General features: G+C 44.4%; 21 protein-coding genes. 6 read left to right on the top strand and 15 right to left on the bottom strand.

The window, feature by feature from the left end; translation table 11 throughout:
* Nucleotides 1-99: 99 nt before the first annotated feature.
* The 3 genes from CI959_RS10380 to CI959_RS10370 form a co-directional block, all read right to left on the bottom strand.
* Nucleotides 100-831 (bottom strand): YjbH domain-containing protein, encoded by a 732-nt coding sequence (locus CI959_RS10380; protein WP_057316829.1) that lies wholly within the window; start codon nt 829-831, stop codon nt 100-102.
* A 64-nt stretch (nt 832-895) separates the two neighbouring features.
* Nucleotides 896-3,226, bottom strand: coding sequence for a carboxypeptidase-like regulatory domain-containing protein (locus CI959_RS10375; protein WP_057316831.1), 2,331 nt, complete (start codon nt 3,224-3,226; stop codon nt 896-898).
* Nucleotides 3,227-3,237: 11 nt separating this feature from the next.
* Nucleotides 3,238-4,509: a hypothetical protein gene (locus CI959_RS10370; RefSeq protein WP_172680040.1), complete on the bottom strand. Its 1,272-nt coding sequence runs from the start codon at nt 4,507-4,509 to the stop codon at nt 3,238-3,240.
* Nucleotides 4,510-5,075: 566 nt separating this feature from the next.
* Here CI959_RS10370 and cls point away from each other — a divergent pair.
* Nucleotides 5,076-6,512, top strand: coding sequence for a cardiolipin synthase (gene cls / locus CI959_RS10365; protein WP_009276478.1), 1,437 nt, complete (start codon nt 5,076-5,078; stop codon nt 6,510-6,512).
* Here the strand turns inward: cls and CI959_RS10360 are convergent.
* From CI959_RS10360 to CI959_RS10350, 3 genes are read right to left on the bottom strand one after another with little or no spacing between them, the layout of a single operon-like run.
* The gene (locus CI959_RS10360; RefSeq protein ID WP_009276477.1) at nt 6,484-7,041 is read right to left on the bottom strand and encodes an RsmD family RNA methyltransferase; all 558 of its coding nucleotides are present in this window, start codon (nt 7,039-7,041) and stop codon (nt 6,484-6,486) included. The genes cls and CI959_RS10360 overlap by 29 nt on opposite strands.
* Entirely contained in the window at nt 7,032-7,856 is an 825-nt protein-coding gene (locus tag CI959_RS10355) for a DUF3822 family protein (protein WP_057316836.1), read from the bottom strand. The genes CI959_RS10360 and CI959_RS10355 overlap by 10 nt, the downstream gene beginning before the upstream one ends.
* 12 nt (nt 7,857-7,868) lie before the next feature.
* The gene (locus CI959_RS10350; protein WP_005861338.1) at nt 7,869-8,504 is read right to left on the bottom strand and encodes a hypothetical protein; all 636 of its coding nucleotides are present in this window, start codon (nt 8,502-8,504) and stop codon (nt 7,869-7,871) included.
* Between the two features lie 93 nt (nt 8,505-8,597).
* On the opposite strand from CI959_RS10350, the gene CI959_RS10345 reads away from it, so the two are divergent.
* From CI959_RS10345 to CI959_RS10325, 5 genes are all read left to right on the top strand, one after another.
* Entirely contained in the window at nt 8,598-10,013 is a 1,416-nt protein-coding gene (locus tag CI959_RS10345; protein ID WP_036632366.1) for an ATP-dependent RecD-like DNA helicase, read from the top strand.
* 109 nt (nt 10,014-10,122) lie between these two features.
* Nucleotides 10,123-10,818 (top strand): hypothetical protein, encoded by a 696-nt coding sequence (locus CI959_RS10340; protein ID WP_005861334.1) that lies wholly within the window; start codon nt 10,123-10,125, stop codon nt 10,816-10,818.
* 9 nt (nt 10,819-10,827) lie between these two features.
* A complete protein-coding gene (rsmI, locus tag CI959_RS10335; protein ID WP_005861332.1) occupies nt 10,828-11,532 on the top strand; it encodes a 16S rRNA (cytidine(1402)-2'-O)-methyltransferase in 705 nt (234 codons plus the stop codon).
* A 19-nt stretch (nt 11,533-11,551) separates the two neighbouring features.
* Nucleotides 11,552-12,424 (top strand): hypothetical protein, encoded by an 873-nt coding sequence (locus tag CI959_RS10330; protein WP_005861330.1) that lies wholly within the window; start codon nt 11,552-11,554, stop codon nt 12,422-12,424.
* Nucleotides 12,424-13,116, top strand: a complete 693-nt coding sequence (locus CI959_RS10325) for a YjjG family noncanonical pyrimidine nucleotidase (protein WP_009276474.1) — start codon at nt 12,424-12,426, stop codon at nt 13,114-13,116. Before CI959_RS10330 ends, CI959_RS10325 begins: the two co-directional genes overlap by 1 nt.
* Before the next feature lie 131 nt (nt 13,117-13,247).
* Here CI959_RS10325 and CI959_RS10320 read toward each other — a convergent pair whose 3' ends face one another.
* From CI959_RS10320 to CI959_RS10280, 9 genes are all read right to left on the bottom strand, one after another.
* Complete coding sequence (locus tag CI959_RS10320; protein ID WP_057316839.1) at nt 13,248-14,255, bottom strand: FAD:protein FMN transferase; 1,008 nt, start codon at nt 14,253-14,255, stop codon at nt 13,248-13,250.
* 1 nt (nt 14,256) lies between these two features.
* Nucleotides 14,257-15,837 carry a peptide chain release factor 3 gene (locus CI959_RS10315; protein WP_008780709.1) on the bottom strand — a complete coding sequence of 527 codons (1,581 nt, stop codon included), beginning with the start codon at nt 15,835-15,837 and terminating at the stop codon, nt 14,257-14,259.
* 29 nt (nt 15,838-15,866) lie between these two features.
* Nucleotides 15,867-16,730 carry a dTDP-4-dehydrorhamnose reductase gene (gene rfbD / locus CI959_RS10310; RefSeq protein WP_008773846.1) on the bottom strand — a complete coding sequence of 288 codons (864 nt, stop codon included), beginning with the start codon at nt 16,728-16,730 and terminating at the stop codon, nt 15,867-15,869.
* A 14-nt stretch (nt 16,731-16,744) separates the two neighbouring features.
* Nucleotides 16,745-17,293: a DUF4924 family protein gene (locus CI959_RS10305; protein WP_005861320.1), complete on the bottom strand. Its 549-nt coding sequence runs from the start codon at nt 17,291-17,293 to the stop codon at nt 16,745-16,747.
* On the bottom strand, nt 17,290-18,216 hold the full coding sequence (locus CI959_RS10300) for a Mur ligase family protein (protein WP_008773847.1): 927 nt from the start codon (nt 18,214-18,216) through the stop codon (nt 17,290-17,292). Before CI959_RS10300 ends, CI959_RS10305 begins: the two co-directional genes overlap by 4 nt.
* A 63-nt stretch (nt 18,217-18,279) precedes the next feature.
* Complete coding sequence (locus CI959_RS10295) at nt 18,280-19,749, bottom strand: PD40 domain-containing protein (protein WP_009276472.1); 1,470 nt, start codon at nt 19,747-19,749, stop codon at nt 18,280-18,282.
* Nucleotides 19,746-21,521, bottom strand: a complete 1,776-nt coding sequence (locus CI959_RS10290) for a DUF6057 family protein (protein WP_057316840.1) — start codon at nt 21,519-21,521, stop codon at nt 19,746-19,748. Before CI959_RS10290 ends, CI959_RS10295 begins: the two co-directional genes overlap by 4 nt.
* Nucleotides 21,522-21,536: 15 nt before the next feature.
* A complete protein-coding gene (locus CI959_RS10285; protein ID WP_005861312.1) occupies nt 21,537-23,105 on the bottom strand; it encodes an ATP-binding protein in 1,569 nt (522 codons plus the stop codon).
* Nucleotides 23,106-23,338: 233 nt separating this feature from the next.
* Entirely contained in the window at nt 23,339-24,520 is a 1,182-nt protein-coding gene (locus tag CI959_RS10280) for a 6-bladed beta-propeller (protein ID WP_005861310.1), read from the bottom strand.
* Nucleotides 24,521-24,536: the final 16 nt, after the last annotated feature.

The raw sequence follows: 24,536 nt of genomic DNA, 5'->3' as shown, positions 1-24,536 counted from the left end.
TAGATATGGCTAGCGCGACAGCGTAACAAGATATAAAAAGGTTCAGCCTAACCGTTCGCCTCCAAGCGGATTAAAAACGGACAAAAGCTGAACCTCTTTTTATTTTAAATAAATCTTATAGCACAGTCCACCGGAGAAATATTTCATTCGCTGCAATTCAAATTGAAAATGTATATGATTGAATAGTAGGTAAGTGGCTCCCATAGCGAAGTCTTTCGAATCGTATTCGGCTATGACGTTCAAATGCGGGGCGAATGAAGGATTGTAGGTGATACCTCCCGCTACACCGTTCAAGGGATAATCCTCACGGCGGTTATACAGATAGGATAAATGAACGCCTAAAGTTTCCCTTCCCAGCTGAAAATGTTTGGTAGCGACCAGATAATAACGGCAGAAATAGCCGTTCCCTATGGCTGAAGCGAATTTATGCCCGGATGACGTAAAAGGGTCCGAAGTCCCCAGCACGACAGCGGGGATGTATTTGCTTTCTTTCAACACACGTAAGCGGGCGGAGAAATAACGATCTTGGTTCGTGAATCCGGAATAGCCATGCTTATCCAATCCAAGGCTCTCGGCCGTAAACAGCGTACAAGTATACGCTACTTCCAGAAACGGGAAGATCGTCACGTTCAAATAATAATTCCACGTATTAAAATTAAACTTGGGAGGCGTAAGCTCTTGATGCAAGAAGTTTCCGCCAAGCATCACGGTCTTGTCCTTTTGCATATCGGCGGACGGGGCATGCAATAGCCCTGTCGTGCCATAAGATAATTGAGCCGGAAGTAAGGTCCAGCAACTTAAGAATATGATTAATAAGAGTAATTTCTTCATTTTTCTTTGTTTACTTATAAACTTCCGGCTCAACATTATTTAATCAAGCTTCAAATATCAAGCATTAATCCGGGATGATGATACCGCCACCGGCGTTATTGCCATCACCATGTCCGTGACCGTGGGATTGCTTGTAAACAGGAGTACCTTCTATCTTGATAAGTTTTTTAGCTACAACCTGAATCTCTTCCACCTTCTTACCCTTTGTCATAAACTTAAATACATACGTATTTGTAGTATATGTCTTCTTCAAGCTCATAGAAGCGACCGTACGATCAGCTTCCGTAGGAACGGATGTAGTCAATGATGTTTGGGTACCAATCTGATAACCATCAGCTTGCAAACGATTAGAGATTCGGTTATAAACCGCATTCTTAGCGACTTGACCATCTACGTTAGACTTTCCGACTAGATCCTGCAAGTTTTCTCCAACATAAGCATTTGTAGTTGTAACAACTACAGGAATGTTTCCTGCCTTACCATCAGAACAGTAATCAACAACCTTTTCTACGATTGTAGTATCAGTACTGATATCTTCAGTTTCCGCTAATGCCAACTCAAAACCTGCGGCAAACTTAGAGAAGTGAGCGACAGACATTTCCGCACCAGTACCATTGATATAAACAGGGTCCGCCGTAGGATCAATCTTCATGATCTCCTTATTATCTATGCCTGTGGTCGCATATAACAATGCCATAGGCTGTGTAGAAGAAACCAAATCCTTCGGAGCGTCGAACGAGATCTTCAAAGCCGGAGAGAATACCGTACCGCTAGGCTCGCCTTTATATACACGGCTTACACTGGCTACCGCACCAGCATCAGAAGTCACATTATTGGATTGCAGAGCTTCCGCAGACATATCACGTTCGATCACCAATGTTTGATTACTACTTGCCGGCATAACGATAACGACAGGCTTACCACTTTCCGCGACCAAACTTACCTCATCTTTCTCTTTTATACCATCAGCGGTCGTACTTTCAATCACTCCTATCGATTCTGTCAATTTCTCAGCATCACTTTGATTCAAGACCTTAATAACTGGAGCTTGAACCTCATTATCCGCACCTTTATAGTTATCTAAGACATTAGCAGGAATGACAACGTCTACTTTTTGTTCAACATTATTCTCATCCACATAAGTGACACCAGACACCTTAACCTCTTCGGTTCCGCCTGCGTTAATCGCATTCTTAATCTCATCCGCTACTTTTTCCGCTTCTTTTTCCGGAACCTGAACACCATATTTAGAAAAATCAATCTCCGTATTTCCACCTGTACCTATAGGGTTCAATGTGATAGGAAATACATAGTTCATACTCTGACCGACCTTAAAGATGATCGTACGAGAGTAGCTCGTATAACCTGCGGCTTTAACACTCAAGATAAATTGAGCATCCTCCGTAACCTTTGATGATGCGATATTGAAAGAGAACTCACTCTCATTCTTAGAAATAAATAACTCTTCACTTCCTAACATCAATGTGACTTCCGCAGTTTTGATGTCTGCGCCCGTAGATAGGTCTGTTATTATACCAGATACGATATAAGTCGCTTTTAACGGATCTGTCGGTTTGGAAGGATCGGAAGGATCAGACGGGTCTGTTGGCTTGGAAGGATCAGACGGGTCAGAAGGATCTGTCGGCTTAGAAGGATCATCCGGGTCTACTGGAATAGAAGGAGCGACATTCATCACGATAATAGCTGGATACTCAACGTCGAATGTATCACCTTCGCCCTCTTTCTTTTCTTGATCCGGAACGGCTGAAACGACAACCTTAGCCACGGCTTTAGTATATCCGGAAGCTGTAGCTACTACGTCGTAGATACCGGGAGTCACATCAGAGACCTTAAAATTAGGTTTATTCTCTTTAGCGATCTCTTTATCCCCGTATTTTACGACAACAGAAAGGCTGGAAGTAGAGATAGCTTTTCCCACAACATCCTCGATCGATACGGAAAGATTGTACTTCGCCTTCTTATACTCTTTCGGAGTATCGGGAGTCGTGCCCTTTACCATGACGGCGTTTACTACATACTGTCCAACACCCGATTCGATCTTCTTCACATCCACATCATAGCTTCTGTCTGCATAGCCTTCCGACTTAAAGGCGATTTTGTAAGAGCCTGGTGTGCTTTTCAAGTCGAAAGAGTACGTTCCATCAGAACCCGTCGTAGCACTAAGAGATTGAGCTCCAGAAAGAGCTACGCTAACGCCAGCCATCGGGTTGTTGCTGGCATCCATGACCGTACCACTAATCGCATAGGTGGCAACAGTGCCACCACCATCCGGAGTAGGCACATCATCATCGTCATCCTTACAGCCCATGAAACATACCATGGCTGTCGTAAGGAACAAGACCAATAAGGTCTGTAACTTTGTAATTGTTCTCATAATAAAACTATTTAAAAATTGAGTAATTCCGACTTTATAAAGTACGGGTTGAATTGATTCTGTTGCATGATGTTATCATTCGGCGAGGCTTTATACCCCTTATAATAATAGCGTTCATTACCGGCGTTGTAAGACATACCCCAGTTGTCAGAAGGAAGCACCCGCGCATTCTTACGTTTATATTTATAAGGAGGAAGAGCCACTTGAAACCGGAAACCGCCGTTTTTCAAAGCACCTTGCGCCTTCATCGCATAAAATCCTATCGAACAATAGCGAAAATGGCGGATCAAGTCAATCCGTCCTCCGATCTCACCCAGTAAGTATTGCTCGGCTTTCAAGGAGACTTGCGTATTGTATTTTGGCCAGTAGAAACTACCTCCCAGCGAGCATGTCACCCGTTGGTGAGTTCCATAATGATATTCAAACTTCTGCCAAGATCCCGTACCCGTACAACCAATACGTCCTTCCAAAGAAAAACGTTCATCCTTCAAATGATGGGTTACCGCTAAATCCACGCCATAACGATCCGCATTGAACAAACCGATACTGGCTCTGGCGAACGTACGATAAGGTAAACGAAAAGATTGGGAAAGGGTAACCATGCCCGGGTGAATCTTACCCGCCCAAGGACCATATCCATCATTATATATAGGAAATACCATCTGCGCCGTCAGCTTCATCCCATTCCAGAAAGAGACCTCGATCGCAGGCGAGAGGTTGAATAATACTTGGTATATTTGCGTGATAATGAGGTTCTTCAGATACAACTCTGGATAAACCACCACGTCTACTTTAAATAAGGAGCTATTCATACGGTACTCTTTTTTCACCTTATCCCAGCTATCGCCCAGATCGTAAGTAGCATCCCAGGCGGAACGGGCCGCATAGGAGCCGGGAGCCGCCTTCAAGCTGTCCGGATTTGCCGTATAGATCAATGAGATCTGCGGTATATTATTATCCAATACGACGATACGGCAGGATTTGCCCTTCTCCGGCAAGCCTGTTTTCTGGATGCGGTCTATGGCATGGGCCAGTCCCACACCCTGCAAACGCCAAGGGGTATTCTCCAAGACATACACTCTCTCTTTCTCGTCTTCCGACCAGACAACATTCTCAAAACCCATATCGACCAGCATATTCGAGGTGATATCCGCATATACCTTATTATATTGGGCCTTTGTAAACATAGGCAATAGTAGCAAAAAGAATAAAAGGCATTCCTTACGGAGTAAAATGGCTCGTATAGAAGACTTTCTATTCATATCTCTAGAGTTTGATTCCAAGTTATCATTGGTTTACTGTTTTTCTTATTCTTACCCTTCCACATAAAAAACGACTAGTGAAAACGATCGTTTAGATCTTGCATTTTTTTAGAAAGCAAAAAGATGATGCTCTTTTCTCATATTCGTGACACTTTGATTAATCTATCCTATTGAGAAGAAGATATATAGCAGGACAAAATTTAACAGGAAAAGGTTGCCGGTCTCGAAGAAATGCCTACCTTTGCAAACGACTAATTGAAACGATCGTTTTTTACAGTCGTTTATAATCTAAATATTTTTATTGTTATCATAGATACTTCTCATAATAGTCTGCGCCAAAATCAACAAATGACACTTTATATTTAGAGAACGACCTCATTATTTTAAGATGTACATAACCCCGCTTCCAAAGTCAGCTAGCTTCGTTGGCAAAGTAAGTTAACTTACTTGGGCATTTAAGTTAGCTTACTTTGCCATTTAAGTTAACTTACTTTTTGGCCCTTCTATACAGCCCAAAAAGAATACGGAAATTTGCTATTCTCGGAAAGCATTCTTATCTTAGCAGATTATAGCAAAGAGAGAGTTTCATGTTAGCAGCCATTCATATACAGTTAATCGTTGGTACGATATTTATCATATTGTATAGCGTCACTATATTAGGACTGGTATTAGTTATCATTACAGAGAATAGGAATCCGTTAAAGACAATTCCTTGGGTAATCGTCTTATTATTAGCACCCGGTATCGGACTGCTTTTCTATTTCTTCTTTGGACAAGATAACCGGAAACAACGGATCATATCGAGGCGTACCTATAAACGCATCATGAAAAGGCCGCAAGAGGGTAAATTACCTCAAGACGCCTGCGTAGTTCCGGACCCCTATAAACCTTTATCGACCTTGTTGACTAACACCAACCAATCCTCCCTCCTATACGGAACACAAATCACGATTTATACGAATGGTACCGATAAGTTCAAAGACTTGCTGGAAGAGATCCAGAAAGCGACTCACCATATCCATATACAATATTATATATTCTGTGATGACGAGATAGGAAAACAGGTGCAACAACTCCTTATCAAGAAAGTAAAAGAAGGCGTGAAGGTACGTGTACTTTATGATGATGTGGGTTGCTGGAATGTAAAAGACGGCTTCTTTAAGGAAATGAAGGAAGCGGGTATCGAGGTATATGCGTTCTTGAGGGTAGCGTTCCCCGTTTTCACCAGTAAGGTGAATTACCGGAACCACCGCAAGATTATCGTGATAGACGGTAAAGTCGGGTTTATGGGAGGCATGAATATAGCCGACCGATACGATAAGGGAACCTCTTGGGGCACATGGAGGGATACGCATTTCAAATTCGTAGGGAAAGGAGTACACGGGCTTCAATCCGTATTCCTCATCGATTGGTACGTGGTTAGTAAAAAACTCTTGAACGATCGGATTTACTATCCGGCTGCCGAAATCTATAGCGATAATATTATGCAAATCGCCACTAGCGGTCCGGTAGGTCAATGGAGAACTTTGTTGCAAGCGACCATTTTCATGATCGCCAACGCCAAGAAGTATATCTTTATACAAACCCCTTATTTCCTGCCTACCGAAGGATTAAACCAAGCGTTGCAAACCGCCGCCTTAGGGGGAGTGGATGTTCGTTTGATGCTGCCTAAGCGTTCCGATACACGTTCAGCGAATATGGCCAGTCATTCCTTTATCGACGAGATGGTAAAGGCCGGCGTAAAAGTATACCTCTACAAACCGGGCTTCTTGCATTCCAAGCTAGTCGTGTCCGACGACGCATTGACAAGCATCGGGTCCGCCAATATGGACTTCCGTAGCTTTGAGCATAACTTCGAGATTAACGCTTTCGTATATCAAAAGGAATTCGCCCTGCAAATGAAACGCATCTTTACACACGACATGCATCACTGTGAGCGTTTGATCCCTTCCCGCTGGTTAAAGCGCCCCCTCAAGCAACGCATGGCGGAATCATTTATGCGTCTGTTTTCTCCCCTTCTTTAAGGAAGATGCTAAAGTTCACGGAGCCATACACCCGGTGCTGATAAAAATAAGGCAAAGATGAGAAGTCATTGGTCTTAGGATGTTCCATGATGAATATCCCTCCATTCTTTAGTAAATCACGCTCGAAAACCAAGGCGGGTATTTCCGGCAACTCCGGCAAGGCATATGGGGGATCGGCAAAGATGAAATCGAAACTTTGCTTAGGGGCTGAATTCAAATAACGGAAAACATCCCCACGAATCAGAGCCAACGCATCCGTCTTCAGCTCTTTCGCTACCTTGGCTATAAAAGAGGCATGAGCGTTATTTTTCTCTATGGCGGTTACATTCCGGCATCCTCGTGAGATCAACTCAAAAGAGATACTTCCGGTTCCGGCAAAAAGATCCAACGCATCCATACCTTCCAGATCCACCAAATTATTTACTACGTTAAAAATATTCTCTTTCGCAAAATCCGTCGTAGGACGTGCGCTAAACGAAGAGGGCACGTCAAAACGCCGACGACCGTATATACCGCTTATTATTCGCATATTAATAATGATATTAAATCCATAGGGACTTTCGTTACATCCGTTCCCTGCAAATAGGCTTCCGAAGGGATCTCCACCGGCTTAACATGGCGTAAATAGGTTCGCAATCGCTCCAGAACCCGCATTCGCGAGGAAGATTCCCCCGCTAAAAGCAACTGGTCCTTTTCTTGGTTCAATCCCGCCTGTTTCCATACATATAATATATAGTATACTATATCGTCCGATTGGTCGATCGGGTAAGAGTTCACAAATAAGAGTTTCCCTTGAGCATAGCACGCCACATCCATCCGCTTTCGTTCTATCACGACATACATTTGCCGGGGTAAGCTAGCACTACTTTCTTTTGTCCATAGCGTTAGCGGAGAAGTCATGTAGTGGGAGAAAAAAGGATGCAAAAGAGAACGGGAGCAAAATTCGTAAACCTCCTCGTCCACACCAAACACCAACTTAGCCTGTTGTTCCTTTAAAATATCGGTTAAGCAATGCAATTCCAGTGTAGAAAAGCAGAAATCCAATAAATGCCCTTCCTTACCGTCCCCCCAATAATTATCAGGGACCAAGCTATATTCCGGAGATACACAGATCACGTTAATCCGTTTATAAGTCCACGTAAGAAACTCATGAGCGAAGAAAAACTCCTTAAGGGAAGAAATGAAAGAGACCGCCCGATCGAATTCCGTTTCCCGATAAAAGAAACTTCCTCCAGCCGAGGGATCATACCCGGAAAAAGAAAGTCCACCCGACCGAAGCCGGATGGACACTATATACTTTTCCGAATTATCAGTAGTTAACGTATCAGGAATGCTGATAGTCATATGAGCCGCTGATTATTCCCAGTTACCTGCGTTGTTATTAATTTCTTCCAAAGAACCTACGCGCAATCCCGGGAACTTACCTTGTTTCTCTGCCTTGTCGATCAAGTTATAAGTCAACTGAGCATCCATGTCACGCAAATATTCTTTGTAAGGAACCTCACAAGCGAATACTTTGATCTCATAACCAGAACCAGATTTCAACGTAGCCGTATCCATCTTGAAAGTAATCTTTTCACCCGGAACGGCCGGAACATAACGCATAGCCGCTACATCATAGTTCTTACCCAGCAAAGTATCTTTCGCCAATACCCACATGGTATCACGTCTGATTAAACCTTTCTTAACAGCCTCTGCTTCTGTCATACCTTTCTCCAACTGCTCATCCGTCAATACACCTTCCTTGATCAAGAACGGCAACTTATCCGTATTCAAGAATTTCTCCAAATCATCGAAACTTCCGGCATGAGTCTTATACATGTTCTTGTATTCGATCTGAGCCTTACGGATTTCAATCAAACGGGCGATGATCGCATTGTCACGAATAGTCTTCTGATCATCATACTCAATCGGACCAGTGACGCTCTTGTAGCACATGTAAACTAGCAGTACAACTGCGGCAGCTAATAAAATCTTTAATGTAACTTTCATGGTTTGTATTGTTTTTTGAATTTATTTCGTTCGGCAAATTTAAAAAAGAATATTTAATACACTACCTTTATCGCGAAAATTATTGCGATCAAAATGATAAATAGTTACATAAGCCAGCAAATCGAACGAAATTTCCCCTATAAACCGACGGATGATCAGTTTTTAGCGCTTCATACGCTTACCGAATTTCTCTTGTCTGAGGAACCGGACAGCCTTCTACTGATGAAAGGCTACGCAGGAACCGGAAAAACCTCTCTGGTCGGGGCTTTGGTGAAAACGCTTAACGAACTAAAGCAAAAAACGTTTTTGTTGGCTCCAACCGGACGAGCAGCTAAAGTTTTCTCGGGCTACGCTGGCCAAAAAGCGTATACAATTCATAAAAAAATATATCGTCAACGGGCGTTTTCCAATGAGCCGACGGGCTTCATGCCGGCAGATAATTTACATAAAGATACACTTTTTATCGTCGACGAGGCTTCTATGATCGCCAACGAGGGATTGGATTCATTTGTTTTTGGCTCCGGACGCCTGTTGGACGATTTAATCCAGTATGTCTATTCCGGGGAAAACTGCCGTCTTATCCTAATGGGAGATGTCGCACAGCTTCCTCCGGTGATGCAAACGGAGAGTCCCGCCTTGAATCCCGAGATATTACGGGGTTACAACCTACAGGTTTGGGAGATAGCGTTAACTCAAGTCGTACGCCAAAGCGAGGACTCGGGAATCCTGTTCAACGCAACCCGGCTACGAGACGCACTACGAAACCACACGGTCGAGATCTTTCCGAAATTACAATTAAAAGGCTTCTCCGATTTCACGAAAGTCAATGGAGATGAGCTAATTGAGGAAATATCTTCCGCCTATAGCCGCGACGGTATGGAAGAGACAATGATTATCTCCCGCTCGAATAAACGAGCAACGATTTATAATAACGGCATACGTAACCGTATCCTATACAGGGAAGAAGAGCTATCGTCCGGCGATCATTTAATGGTAGCGAAGAACAATTATTATTGGACAGCGAATTGCAAGGAGATGGACTTTATAGCGAACGGAGAGATCATTCAAGTCATGCGAGTACGCCGTGTCACGGAGATGTATGGCTTCCGCTTTGCCGACATCACGGCTCGTTTTCAAGATTATGATCTGGAAATCGATTTGAAAATCCTATTAGATACTTTACAGACCGACTCCCCCGCCCTCCCTAAGGAGCTAAACGACAAGCTCTTTTACACCATATTGGAAGATTACGAGGACATTCCTAGCAAGGCGGGAAAAATGAAAAAGATGAAGGTAGATCCTCATTACAACGTCGTCCAAGTAAAATACGCTTATGCGGTAACCTGCCATAAAGCCCAAGGCGGCCAATGGATGAACGTCTTTCTCGATATCGGTTACATCACGGAGGAAATGCTTGGTGAGGATTTCTATCGGTGGCTCTACACGGCTTTTACCCGGGCGACCCATCACCTATATCTGGTGAATTTACCGGACGAGTTCGTCGAATGATTTACAATATTTTAAGATCGAAACTGGCAACATTGACAAGAAATACTTATTTTTGTTGCAAAACATACGTATGTCCGGATGATTTATAGCATCTGAAAAACATATAGAAATGGCAAACAAGGAAAAAATAGATTATCTATTGATCGATATCAGGGAGCTGGAGAAGTTGGTAGCCGGAATGAGGGACGCGGAAATTTATCCCGCCTCTTTCTTCAACCAGACCTTCCAGTTGACCCACAAGGTATTGAAGGAGCTTCATACGCTGGAGGAGTTTCAGTTAGAGGCTTTGCGTAAACAAATGGAGGAACATCAACGACTTATCGATTCTATTCCCGTAAGTAAACCTTTACAGATGCCGGAGGTGCAACCGGCTCCGGAAGTATCCCCTACGATCGAGGTCGTACAGGTACAAGAACCGGTCGTTGAGGAACCTATCGTAGTAGAACCAATTGTCGAAAAAGTGATCCCAGAAGAAAAGATCGTACAAGAGACAATCCCCTTGAAAGAGATAGAGATTCCACATAAAACTATATTAGCGGATAAATCCAGTATTTCACTGAATGATATATTGGAGAAAAAGAATCTTTCTGATTTCCGTAAGGCATTCAGTTTAAATGATCGTTTCCGCTTCAGAAGGGAATTATTCGGAGGAAATGAGGAGAAAATGAATAAGGCGATCTCAGACCTGAACGATCTTAGCTCGTACGAGGAATCGGTCACTTATCTGAACAAGGTGTTGAACTGGAATATAGAAGACGCTTCCGTAGCCGATTTCATCAAGCTATTGGAAAAACGCTTCTCATAAATATACGATATGGCAAAATTGACTGTAGTCCCAACCCCTGTTGGTAACTTGGAAGATATGACATTCCGGGCGATCCGTGTGCTAAAAGAAGCTGATCTTATTTTAGCGGAGGATACCCGTACGACCGGCATCTTGCTGAAACATTTCGAGATACAAAACAAGATGCAGTCCCACCACAAGTTCAATGAACATAAGACGGTAGAGCAAATCGCGGCCCGTATCAAGGGAGGCGAGAATATCGCCCTTGTTTCCGATGCCGGTACGCCGGCCATCTCCGATCCGGGATTCATGTTGGTGAGGGAATGTGTTCGCCAAGGGGTAGACGTAGAGTGCCTGCCCGGAGCTACAGCTTTCGTGCCCGCCTTGGTAGCGTCCGGATTACCCAATGAGAAGTTCTGTTTCGAGGGGTTTCTCCCTCAAAAGAAAGGAAGGCAGACCCGGCTAAAAGAATTGGCTTTGGAATACCGGACTATTATTTTTTATGAATCACCTTTCCGTCTGCTCAAGACCTTGACACAATTCGCCGAGTTTTTCGGTACGGACCGCCAAGTATCAGTATCCCGGGAAATATCCAAATTACACGAGGAAACCGTACGAGGCTCCTTAGAAGAAGTAATTCAGCATTTTACCGTGAACGAACCAAGGGGTGAGATTGTTATTGTATTAGCAGGCTTAAAAGATAAAAAGGACAAAGAGACAGAAAAAGATGTTTAACTTAACAAGCAAAAAGAACATGAAGAAAGTATTATTAGTATGTGTCTGCACAGCCATGCTGGCCTCTTGCGGCCAAAATTCAGCGGATTACAAGAAACTAAAGGCTGAGAACGATTCTCTACGTATCGAGAATACGAAGAACACGGATGAGCTTAATGATATGCTCTCCACCCTAAATGATATTGAATCTGATTTTCAATCTATACGTGATGCCGAGAATTATTTGACAATCCAACAACAAACCGGCGGTGAGCTAAATCAGTCACGCAGAGATCAAATCAAGCAGAACATGCAATTGATCAGCGAGACCTTGAAGAAGAACAAGGAGCAAATCAGCCAGTTGGAGGAGAAATTGAAGAAAAGCGGTATTCAATCTTCCGCATTACGAAAGACGATCGATCGTCTTTCCTCCGAGCTGGATCAAAAGGCAACGATGATTGTCGCTTTGCAAGAGGATTTGGCAAAGAAGAACGTACGTATCCAAGAATTGGACGAGATGGTAAGTTCCTTGAATGAGGATGTGGAAAGTCTGGCTACTACCGCAGCCGCTCAATCCGAGAAATTGAACGCTCAAGATAAAGCCCTTCACACGGCTTACTACTGTTTCGGTACTTCCAAGGAATTGAAGGAACAGAAGATCTTATCCGGTGGTGGCCTGTTCTCTAAATCTAAAGTATTGCAGAGTGGTTTCAACAAGGATTATTTCATCTCTATCGATATCCGTGAGGTAAAAGAAATTCCTTTGTTCGCAAGCAAGGCTAAACTAAAATCCAATCATCCGGAAGGATCTTATGAGTTCGTAGAGGATGAAGACGGAAACTTGACCTTGAAAATAAATGACGAGAAGGCTTTCTGGAGCCTAGGCAAGTATTTAGTGATCGAAGTTGGATAATGATTTATAAAAGTATATTTATCGATTTGGACGATACCCTTTGGGATACGTACCATAACAATAAAGAATGCCTTGAAGAGCTATATACCGATTACCACTTTAATCGGTATTATGCCTCCTTCGAGGCTTTCTTTGATATTTATATGCCTCATAATCTAGACTTATGGGCCAAGTATCGTTCAGGGGAAATAGACCGGCAAACCTTAATCTTGGATCGATTTCTCTATGTACTTCGTCCGTTAGGAATAGAAGATAAGAAAACCGTCTTATCGGTAAATAATGATTTCTTGCAACGCACGACCACCAAAACCCGATTAGTGCCCGGAGCCATTGAATTACTGGAATATCTTCGCCCTTCCTATCGGTTATTTATTTTATCCAATGGATTCCGTGAGGTACAATTCAAGAAACTTAGCAACGCAGGCTTGGCTCCTTATTTCGAACGGATGATCCTGTCCGAGGACGCTAATATACAAAAACCCCATAAAGGTATTTTCGACTTCGCCTTAAAGAACACGAACTCACGCCGGTCCGAGAGCTTAATGATCGGGGATAGCTGGGAAGCTGATATCATTGGGGCTTACCAATCCAAGATCGACCAGATATGGTTGAATCCGGAAGGATTACCTGCCGTAGGCTTCATCCCAACCTATACAGTCCGCTCCTTGGATGAGATCCGGTCCATCTTATAAGATATTCTTTCTTACAATGCCCATTATAGAGTGCTTACGATGGGCATTATATGATCCTTAGAATGGGCATCATAAAGACCTTACAATGCCTATTCTAAGAACTACATCTTAATACATTATAAATTAACTGATTACTTATCGGCAGTCACTATGTATCGGCGAAATCCCTCAGAGTATTCCGGATGATACCCGTCTCCTATCGAATCGGAACAAATAATAAAATATTCAAGACCCGGCACTTTAGCGCATAAGGATTTAGCCTCCTCCGAGCCTAAGACCATAAATGCGGTAGCATACGCATCAGCGGTCATGGCATCCGGGGCGACAATCGTAGCACTAAGGATATCCCGCTGTACAGGGCAACCTTCACGGGGGTCGATCGTATGAGCGTATTTACGTCCATCCTTTATATAAAAATTACGATAATTGCCTGATGTAGCCATTCCTAACGGTTTCGGGAAGCTAACGATCTGCTCGAGTTCTTGATTCATGCCGGCAGCGTCATCCGTAGGCTTCGTGATCCCTAAGCGCCAATCCATGCCCGAGGGATTCACGCCTTTCACACGCATCTCGCCACCAAACTCCACCAAATAATTACGGACCCCTTTCTTCTCCAGCATTTGGGCTATCATATCGCAAACCGTTCCATCCGCCAAAGAAGAAAAGTTCATCATTAAGCGAGGATCGTCCTTCACGATGCGATCCCCTTCTAAACGCACTTTCTGAAAACCGATAAACTGACGGACACTGTCGATATGGGCAGGGGTTACGCTATCCTTCCGGCTGAAGCCAAACCCCCAAAGGTTGATCAACGGGGCGCAAGTCACGTCGTAGGCCCCATTTGTCTCAGTAGACACTTCAAGCGCCTTCTTAAAGACTTTTTGGAAGAGCGTATCTACCCGTATGTCACGGTTCTGGTTTACCTGACTGATTACCGAAGTAGAATCAAAAGCATTAAACAGGTGGTAGAAATATTTCAACTGCTCGTCAATCTCCTTATCCAATGGTTTAGTATGCTCAAACTTAATATGATAAGGTGTATGAAGCCTTCCAGATACCTCATAGTATTGGGGAGCCTGTTCACAACTTATCAACAAGATATTAACAAGTAAACAAAGAATGGAGAATTGACTTTTCATATTAGAACTCTGATGTAAAATGGAACTTAATATCCGGAAAATCCTGTTGGGCCATCATCAATACATAGCTGGAATCCGCTAAATAAACATCACGGCCTTCCTTATCCAACGCCATATATTGCGCCTTACGTTTCTTGAAATTTTCCAATGCCTGTTTGTTATCACTCTCGATCCAGCAAGCCTTGTATAGGCTGATCGGCTCCCATTTACATTGAGCGGCATACTCATGCAACAGACGGTATTGAATAACCTCAAACTGCAATTGTCCCACCGTACCGATAATCTTCCGGCCATTGAATTGATTGGTAAACAACTGGGCGACACCCTCGTCCATCAATTGCTCAATACCCTTGTTCAATTGCTTTGCCTTCATCGGATCGGCGTTCTCTATATATTTGAACATCTCGGGCGAGAAGCTCGGCAATCCCTTGAAATGCAATTCCTCTCCGGAAGTCAACGTATCCCCTATCTTAAAGTTCCCGGTATCCGGCAAACCGATAATATCACCCGCGAACGCCTCATCCACCACTTCTTTCTTCTGAGCCATGAAAGCCGTCGGGCTACTGAAACGCATCATCTTACCGAAACGTACATGCTTATAGTTCGCGTTACGCTCAAAACGACCGGAACAAATCTTCACAAAAGCGATACAACTGCGATGGTTCGGGTCCATATTCGCATGGATCTTGAAAATAAAGCCGGTGAAATTATCCTCATTCGGGTCTACCACACGCTCTACCGCATGGATCGGACGTGGCGAGGGAGCGATACGGATAAAGCAATCCAATAGCTCTTTCACACCGAAGTTATTCAGAGCGGAGCCAAAGAATACCGGAGCGATATCCCCATCCAAATACGTATTCACATCAAATTCGGGATAAACCCCCTCTATCAACTCTATATCCTCACGAAGCTTTGCGGCTTGCGTAGGATCAATATAAGTCTCGAGATCCGGACTCGTGATATCCTTGAATTCCACATTCTCCGTCACATATTGCTTACTCGGGGTATATAGGTTCAGTTTCTGCTCGAAAATATTGTATACGCCCCGGAAACGTTGTCCCATATCGATCGGCCAACTCAATGGGCGTACCTTTATCTGTAATTCTTCTTCTATCTCATCCAGCAAATCAAAAGGATCTTTACCATCACGGTCCATCTTGTTGACAAAAACGATCACCGGAGTCTTACGCATACGGCAAACCTCCATCAACTTACGAGTCTGCGCCTCTACTCCCTTAGCGATATCGATCACGATAATAACGCTATCCACCGCCGTCAAGGTACGGAACGTATCCTCGGCGAAATCTTGGTGGCCCGGTGTATCCAAGATATTAATCTTATGATCGGAATAATCAAAAGCCATTACGGAGGTAGCTACGGAGATACCGCGTTGCTTCTCAATCTCCATCCAGTCGGACGTGGCAGTCTTCTTGATTTTATTAGACTTCACCGCTCCCGCTACATGGATAGCGCCACCAAATAACAATAATTTCTCGGTAAGCGTAGTCTTACCGGCATCCGGGTGGCTGATTATGGCAAACGTTCTTCTTCTTTCAATCTCTTCTGAATACTGGCTCATTCTATTTTATATGTATATATTGTTATCAGTTACACTTTGTTATTCATGCAGTAGGCCAAGCTAGTCTCCCAATGGGGAATCGTCAGTCCGTACGTGCTTTTTATCTTACCTTTATTCAATACGCTATAATGCGGCCGGCTGGCCGGTGTCGGATAATCCTTGGTCTCTATGGGTATCACCCGGTTATTCATACCTGCTATTTGCAAGATCTTTACCGTAAAATCATACCAGCTACACACCCCCTCGTCCGAGAAATGATAGATACCCGGTATAAATTTACCCGCCTCGGCACGTTCCAGCACGGCAAGCATAGCGACCGCTAAATCTCCGGCATAAGTAGGCGTACCCACTTGGTCGAATATGAAACGCAACTCATCCCGCTCCTTTCCCAAACGCAATACCGTCTTCATAAAATTGTTTCCATACTCGGAATACAACCAAGCCGTACGGATAATCACGGAATCCGGACACACCTCCATCAAGGCCTGCTCTCCCGCCAGTTTCGTACGTCCATATACGGAAACAGGACAAGTCGCATCGCTTTCCAGATAAGGACGGCAACTCGTTCCATCGAACACATAATCGGTAGATACATGAATCACCTTCGCACCCACGGCATGAGCGGCCTCACCTAAGTTCCGTACCGCATCCCGGTTGATGCGCATACACAGATCCTCATGCTCCTCCGCTTTATCCACCGCCGTATAAGCGGCGCAATTCATGACATATTGAACATCATTTTCCAAGACATATTTCCGGACGGCCTCCTTGTCGCAAATATCCAACGTATCTATATCCGTAAAAAGAAAATTATAGCCGGGATACTGGCTGATACGAGCGTGGATAGAATTTCCCAATTGACCGTTCGCTCCGGTTACCAAAACTGTCTTCATGTCTATATCTATTATTAATCCTCTAGTTTAAGTTCCCCTTTCATATCTTCCCGATATTTCTCGGCGAGCAACGCCAAGAAGGAACTGATTTGTTTAATACCCTCTAACGTCTCCGCACTCACCTCTTTCCCTTGCATACGCAAAAGCAGATAGCCATATACGGCGGCGAAACAAGTTTCTAGCTCCGGCAGATCCTCTCCACCCGATTTAGCCCGGAGCTGTACGATATAAGGAAGCGTCTTATAATAAGCTGCGCTATAAACCATCTCTTTCGGAGATTTCAAAAGACGAAGATGCAAATCGGTCAAAGTAATAATCACATTCTTGTTCAATTGGATGTGACCTTTCTCCATCACCCCTTCGCTACGCATCATCTCGATCAATTCCTCATACCATTGAGCGATTTCCTTCTTCACCTCCTCGGGCTGGTCGTAATGGGCGATCACCGTGCGGTTGATCGAATCCATATCGAACTTATTCGCCCGGATCAAGTCCTCAACCTGCCACATATAAAGCAGATATTCAGCGATATTCTCTTTTCTTTTTTGTCTAGCTATTATCATATCGGCAAAGATAAACTATATTCCGATAACGCTTGATAAAAATCCGCGTCTTTAACGCCTAACTGCCGGCAAGCCAAACGTGCCGCATTCAGATTGATCAAGAAATAGCGATTGGGAATCCGCACCGGATAGTCTCCGTAGCGAGTATGCAGAAAAGTCTGCCCGTCTTTCTCCACGACCGGATGTTCCTCAAAAGGGATAGCGGTGATATCGCTCCGGACGTCCCCTGCCAACTGACTGACAGTATCATCACCTCCAAAATAAATCAATTTCCCTTCCCGCTCAATAGAAACGGAGAAAGATTGATAAGTGGATAAATAGGCCTCCGGAGTCGCATGATCCGTCTCGGTAGACCAAGATAAATTCGTCAGGATGGCGATATGCGGACGATAGAATTCCAATTGGAAACGCTTGTCCAAGGCAGAGGTGATATGCTCATCTCCTTCGATCAAAGCGATACGTGCCTCATAACTCAAATGTATCCGATTCGGAAGCGAGTCCACCTTGCTAGTCAACGCATAGTCGAACGCCAACTTTTGCCGGCGCAACGCACAGACCATCATGGAAATAATTGTCTTCTTTCCACGACTACCCGCCACAACAACCCGAGTTTTCGACCGAGTCCGTTGAAATATAAATTCCGGAATGGATTGGATTAACATCCCCAATTCCTTCGCACGCAATAATTCCGGGTTATCTTGCTTTACTTTAGCACCCAAAACCACCGAGTGAATATCTTTTATTAATTTCTCCGGAAACCACCCATCCCCATAACAGGTACAGCCTGCGTTATGAAGTCTTCCTATCATCTCTTCAGTCAGACCACAACCGGAAGCGCTTACCTCATATCCTTTTTCTCGAAGTGCTAGGGCTAGATCTAAAACCAAAGGTTCGGTTACGGAGATCAAATGAACTTTTCGCATCGTTTTGATTTTAGCGCAAAAGTACGACTTTTATAAATACCTTCGGCACAAAGAAGCGAAAAATTAGATGCCCTCGATACGTTTAATGGTCGTGACCTCTTCTTTTCCCGAGGCCTCGACCAGCCTTTCCTTCGAGATTAGAACCGGAGTCCGTATAAATTCCGGGACATTAAAAGAGAACAGGGAACGCTCATAATAATCCGGAGACGCTTGCGGTAACAAGAAGGGCTTGCCGCACTGCCCCCGCTCATCCACATGCACCAAATACGGACGTGTGAAAAGCCCATCGCCCCGCCGGCTGGAAAAGACAAACCAACGACTATTGCCGCTCCAAGAATGATAGCTCTCTACATCCGGGCTATTCACTTCCGGCAAAGAATCGATTGCCCCGGTAGACAGATCCAGCATATGCAAATCCGCATCCTTATGCCAAATAGAGAAATTGCCATAATCGGACACCGTATAAAGTAGCCGCTTCCCATCCGGGGAGACTCTCGGGAACTTAACACTCCGGCCCGCTTCTCTCGCATTATATAAGGTATCCACTTGGGTTCCAATCGAACCGTCTTTCGGATCAAAAGCGACTCGTAACAGGTTATACCGGACATCCCGATAATTTTCTGGCATACAGACAGAATCCGCCGAACAGAACAGCAGATAGTTGCCATCCGGAGTAAAAGTGGGAAAAGTCTCATAACACGCCATAGAAGCCAATAATGGCGAACTGAATACCCTCTCCTTCTCCGTGTCATAGATCAGCACGTCCGATTCCACGTCATATACCTCAATCCGATTCTCATCGGAAAGATGGAAGTCCTGGTGGGTCTCATTGGTAGAAAAAGCAACATACCGGCCGGATGGATGCCAATACGGATAAACGAACGAAGCCGGCTTACCGTCCCGTTCCAACGCAATCTTCTTTACCTGCCGATGATCAATCAAGTAAGTCCCATTATGAGAACCCCGCTGATGAAAAAGCATTTGTTCCCCTTGTCGCTCACAAAAGGCATGGCAGTTCATACAACTATTATTTGTCGATTGGTTATCAAGAATAGACTTTTCAACATAGTTTTCAACACATCGTTGATAAATCCCCATCTCGTTCCACATCCGATATCCGGGAAAAATACGGCGATACACCAAATAAGCGTCAACGGAATCTCTTGACACATAGATAGGGAAACTCATTTGTTTCCAATCACTTTGAGGTTCTCGAAAATAAACCGTCACATCTATTTGTTTTCCTTGTGCGTCCTGCGATAAGACCTTCCAATCCGTTTCCGGCAGGTTGAAAACACCATGATCGGCTGCGATTATCAACTCCCCATTCATAGTTTTCAACCGAATTATCCCCTGTAGCTGTTGATCAACCAACTTGAAATTGGGAGGGGCCATATTGACCGGTACAGTAACTTCCCTGTAATCCGGAAACACGTCAGTTTCTCCTTGTTCCGCTTGCGTAGGAACTTCCGGCCTACAAGCTACAAGTTCCAAAAGACAACCTATAATCCAACAGATAGATAATCGCTTCATTGTTCTTCTCCTTTAAAGATCTTGAAATAGAAATAATACCAATAGGTATCTCCAAATTGTCGATATATCGAGGACACATCCACTTGGTTGGCAGATCGTCCCAAAACCTGCTTGAATTCCCGGTATCGGTCCACGATCTCCGGCTGTATGGAATAGGAGGAAAGCGATATACTGTCTTTGTCCGCCAACAACAATCCGGCTTCTTGGAAATGCCGGGGTATCGGTTCCCCCTTCATGAAAGGTGTTTCTTCCAAGAATCGGCCAAATGCATCCAGCTTCTTACCCAACAAATAATAACATCCCCGGTATTCCCAACTGATCCGATGATCCGGAAGATTGTATCCACTCCATAAGGAATCGACAGGTACGGACAAACTCAGTCGATCCCTTTTCTCAACAGGCATATATTTGTCACTCAACTCCGGATCTTTATCCATTAATTCCGGATGTACCAGATAGGTAGCATAACGGCAAGCCCAATCTTTATAGAATGGCATAGCGGCAAGCAAGTCCAAATATTTCTTGGCCAGCGCCACCTCACCCCTAATCAGACAAACTTGCACGAAACGTTGCAACATGCGGGCACTCCCTTTACGTTTGGCTTGCGTAAATCCGTCCATCGCAAAACTTTCAGACAAAGAGACATCGCCAACAAGAAAATGAACATCGCTCAATAAACGATCCATGTAAAAGGTCTGATTCCAATCGGCACATAAGCTTTTCGTTCCTTTCTGATCGAAAGTAAACATCCGGTCGGCCAATTCTCCCTTATGGGCCAACGACATATTCAAATAGTTTAAGCTAACATAATTATAGATCTGCTTTCCCCGGTACTTATCAATAATAGCGTCCCATTGCCTCTCCCGGGCTAAGAAAGAGAGCTCGTCAAGCATCATGCGTTGCGCATGCCAAGGTTCCGGCAGGCAAAACCGTATGGATACCAGCACCGTGATCAGACAAACAACAAGGGCTACCCGATCCATCCATTTACTCTTCTCGCCAATCACCGGAACAAAGCGAGCGAATAAAGCAACACCGACAATCGAAAGGGTAAAGAAAGTCCATACACGATACATATAATAATGAGGTAATCGCTGTATCTCCAGATAGGCTTCCGGCATCCATCCATCAGACAAAGGTACAGGAATCCCTAACCATCCGCTAAACAAATAGATAAAAAGCGCTGGGATCAAGCAGGCAGAGGCGGCCAATCTTTGCCGCGACGTTTTGTAGCGGAGTAAGGCTAACAGCGTATATAAGAAAGCGTAACAGACAGATAGAAACCCGGTCAGCCCACATAAAAAAAGTGTAGAGGCAATTCCGTATCCGGCAATAGAACCCGCCCTCCGCACCTTTAGCGAGACCGACAAAGCTAAAAGCATCAAAACCACGCCAACCGTCCCGTCCACCAAATACTCCCCATGAATACTCATCTTAACCAGATACAGGACCGGCAATAAAGAAAGGAACAGCAGGTAGGTCTTGTCAGAAAAACAACGCAAGATCCTATAGACCATAAATCCGCAACCAACGAGTAAAACCGTATGGAAAACCACCGCCGACATAGGCTGCCGGTAGTATTGAATGATCCATTGCCCGGCGACAGCGCAAAATCCTCCCGGCTGAAAAAGGAACTCCCGGATATACCACCACTCAGGTATAAACAATTGCATCTCCTCCTGACCGACAAACACAAACACGCCAAAAAGCAGGAAATAATAAAAAATAGCAGCTGCCGAAAAAGACCAGAAAAGCGTTTGTTTCCAGTTCATATACTTAATAGATTATTATTCCACCAACCATCGCTCGATGTTACGGGTCACAGAGGAGAAGTTCACGCCGATCTTAAAAACTTGCCGCGGATCACTCGCAAAGGGAAGCGCATACTGTCTCTCCTCAATCTGGCGCAACGCCTCCTCGGCGGTGCCGTTCAGCTTGAATTCCATCACGTAGATATAGCGATCGGTCTTTAAAACGAGATCAATACGCCCTTGTGAGGTATGATATTCCACCTGCGTATAAAGTCCAACCAACTTAAATACGATAAAAAGCACGTTCCGGTAATGCAACTCCGTATCACGCTCCGGCTTCTGACCGGCGATCACCTCATAGGGTGTATCAGCGAAGAAGCTTTGCAAGCGGCGGAAGAACGCATCGTAATCACCGGAGCGTATCTCTCGTACGAATTGCCCGATCTCGAAAGGGGTCTTGGGCGCACTAACACTCGTGTAAAATGGAAGGAGATATTTCACGAAACCCTCTTCCACTTCCCGGTTCGGGAAACCTAGCCGGTAGATACCAAATTCAGGATCGTAATCCTTGATCGTCAAGTAGCCACTCTGGTAGATCACGGGGACGGGATTTATCGAGGCAGAGTCAATACTGTTCAACACATCCACATCGGTCTCCGTGTTCGCCATCTCATAAAGGTCGTAATGGGTATGCTTGAGTAATTCAACAAGGTAAGAGGGCCTACCGGTCTCGAACCAATAATCGCCGAATTTCCGGCGAGCGAACGTATTCAGCAGGCTGAAAGGATTATACATACCGATGGAATTCTCCACGAAATGGTATCCATCATAGCATTCTTTGAGTCTCAGGCAGGTCTCCTCGTAGGTCATATCTTGCGCTCCGGCCAGTTCCCTCACCTCATCTTCCAGACAAGTATGTATCTCTTTCTCCGTGATGCCACATATCTCCACGTAACGATCGTCCATCGATATGTCCATGAGGTTATTCAAATCGCTAAACACGCTTACCTTTCCAAACTTCGTCACCCCAGTCAGCAAGGCGAAACGGATGGCTCCATCCATCGTCTTCAACACGCCGTAAAAAGGCTTCAACATGTTCCGCAACTGATCCTGCATATCCTCATCGTGCAGGTTCTGCAATAAGGGCTTGTCATACTCGTCAATCAATATCACCACGCGATGCCCGGTCTGGCGGTAAGCCTGTTCTATCACATAGCTAAAACGCTCCTCCAAGGCACGTCCCTGTTTCTCCGTTCCATACAGAGCCTCCCATTTCTCCAAGAATTCATTCAAGATACTAGTCAGCGCGGCAGTGTCTTTATAATAACGAGTATTCAGATCCAGATGCAAGACCGGATATACCTCCCAGTCTTTCTCCAACCGTTCCATCGCCAACCCCTCGAACAGCTCCCTCTTTCCTTGGAAATAGGCCTCCAACGTAGATAGCAAGAGACTCTTGCCGAAACGCCGCGGACGACTCAAGAAATAGTAACTTCCGGTCTTAACCAACTGATAAATCAAAGCTGTCTTATCAATATAGAGATAACCGTCTTTACGGATCTTCTCGAAGTTCTGTATGCCGATAGGATAAATTGTCTGACTCATAACGATGATCGTTTAGATATACTTACCATGAACAAAGATAGACATTCCTTTTTATCGGAACAAGATAAGAACATATGATCTCAAAAACTTTCCTTGACAATACGCTTGACTGGCAGGAAAAAACGCTTGATCAAACGCAATTCCTCCCATTTTGAATAAGAACTAATAGCAGATCACATCGTTGAAGATAATACAGAGATCGGTCATATTCTCCCATACAAGTTATATATCCTCTAAGACCGTAACTTAAAGAATACAATCCAATCATTCGTATTATCATCTATTTGGGATACATCCACACCCTTCAAAAACGGATAGGTATCTTGATAATTCGGGGCCGCTTTGGCGATTTCCCCTACGACCTCTTTCAGCTCTACGGCATTGACCAGTTGGTAAAACTCCCGGCTCTTCTCATCATATCCGTCCGGTGCCCTGTAGCCTCCGAAGAACAAATCGTAAGGTTGCCCCCAGTTCTTATTCAGAAGATAAGTATCCGACTTACGGTTATAATAAACCACACATGGATCCCAGATCAAAGAAGGCGCAAACACAACCCAGTCGTCCGTAACGGTCAAGCGATCGAATGAGAGAATGGCCTTATCTCCCTCGCGGTATTCACGGAACCGGTTGGCGATCTCCTCATCCGTACCACTAAACATATTGGAGGGGATATTCATGCCTTTGAAGTCAAGCGTGGCGAAGGCAGACACGGTATCTTCCAGCTGATAGATGGATGGATCAAAATAATTTGTCAACAAGATCCGATCGCCATATCTCTTCAACGAATGATAGGTGGACTGAGAGATTTGCTGTTTCAATAAGTTCTTATCGCTAGGTAAATATTCGGAGATCGTACCATCCGGACGATATAGGGTTAGCTGATAAGGCTGGATATAATTGGAAGCGACAGCTATCGTGCCATCTTTAGCGACAGCTACCTGACGACCATCATTTTTCAGGGGAACAGTTTTGAGATAATTACCCTCATAGTCATACAGCTGGATCTTCGTATTATCCAAAGCATAAACCTTATTGTCAAACAAAGCCATATTGAATAGCACGTTATATTCCTCCGGGCCTTGCCCGTTCCGAAAGATCTTGTTCTTGAACTTACCATCCCTGCCGAAACGGAAAATCACACGCTGAGAAGCATCTAAAAGGAATATATCATCATCTGCCAAATGGATGGTAGAGGCGGAGCCTTTAAACAGGATACTGTCTCCCGACTCCAAAGGTAACAACCGGATCTCCATACCGGCCAGAAATCTATCAATACTTTCTTTGGGTGATTCCGACTTCAAATCTACTTGATAGACAGATAGAGTCTTCTCTAGTTGTGCCTCATTTTTCTTTTCGGTACACCCTTGCAATAATAATACACCGCAAAAAAACAAGCTAATTAATTGTTGTTTCATCACGTTATAAATCAAT

The sequence above is a fragment of the Parabacteroides sp. AT13 genome, from assembly GCF_002272965.1.
In the GTDB taxonomy this organism is placed as follows: Bacteria; Bacteroidota; Bacteroidia; order Bacteroidales; family Tannerellaceae; genus Parabacteroides; species Parabacteroides distasonis.
This window is presented reverse-complemented; position numbering and strand designations above follow the sequence as displayed.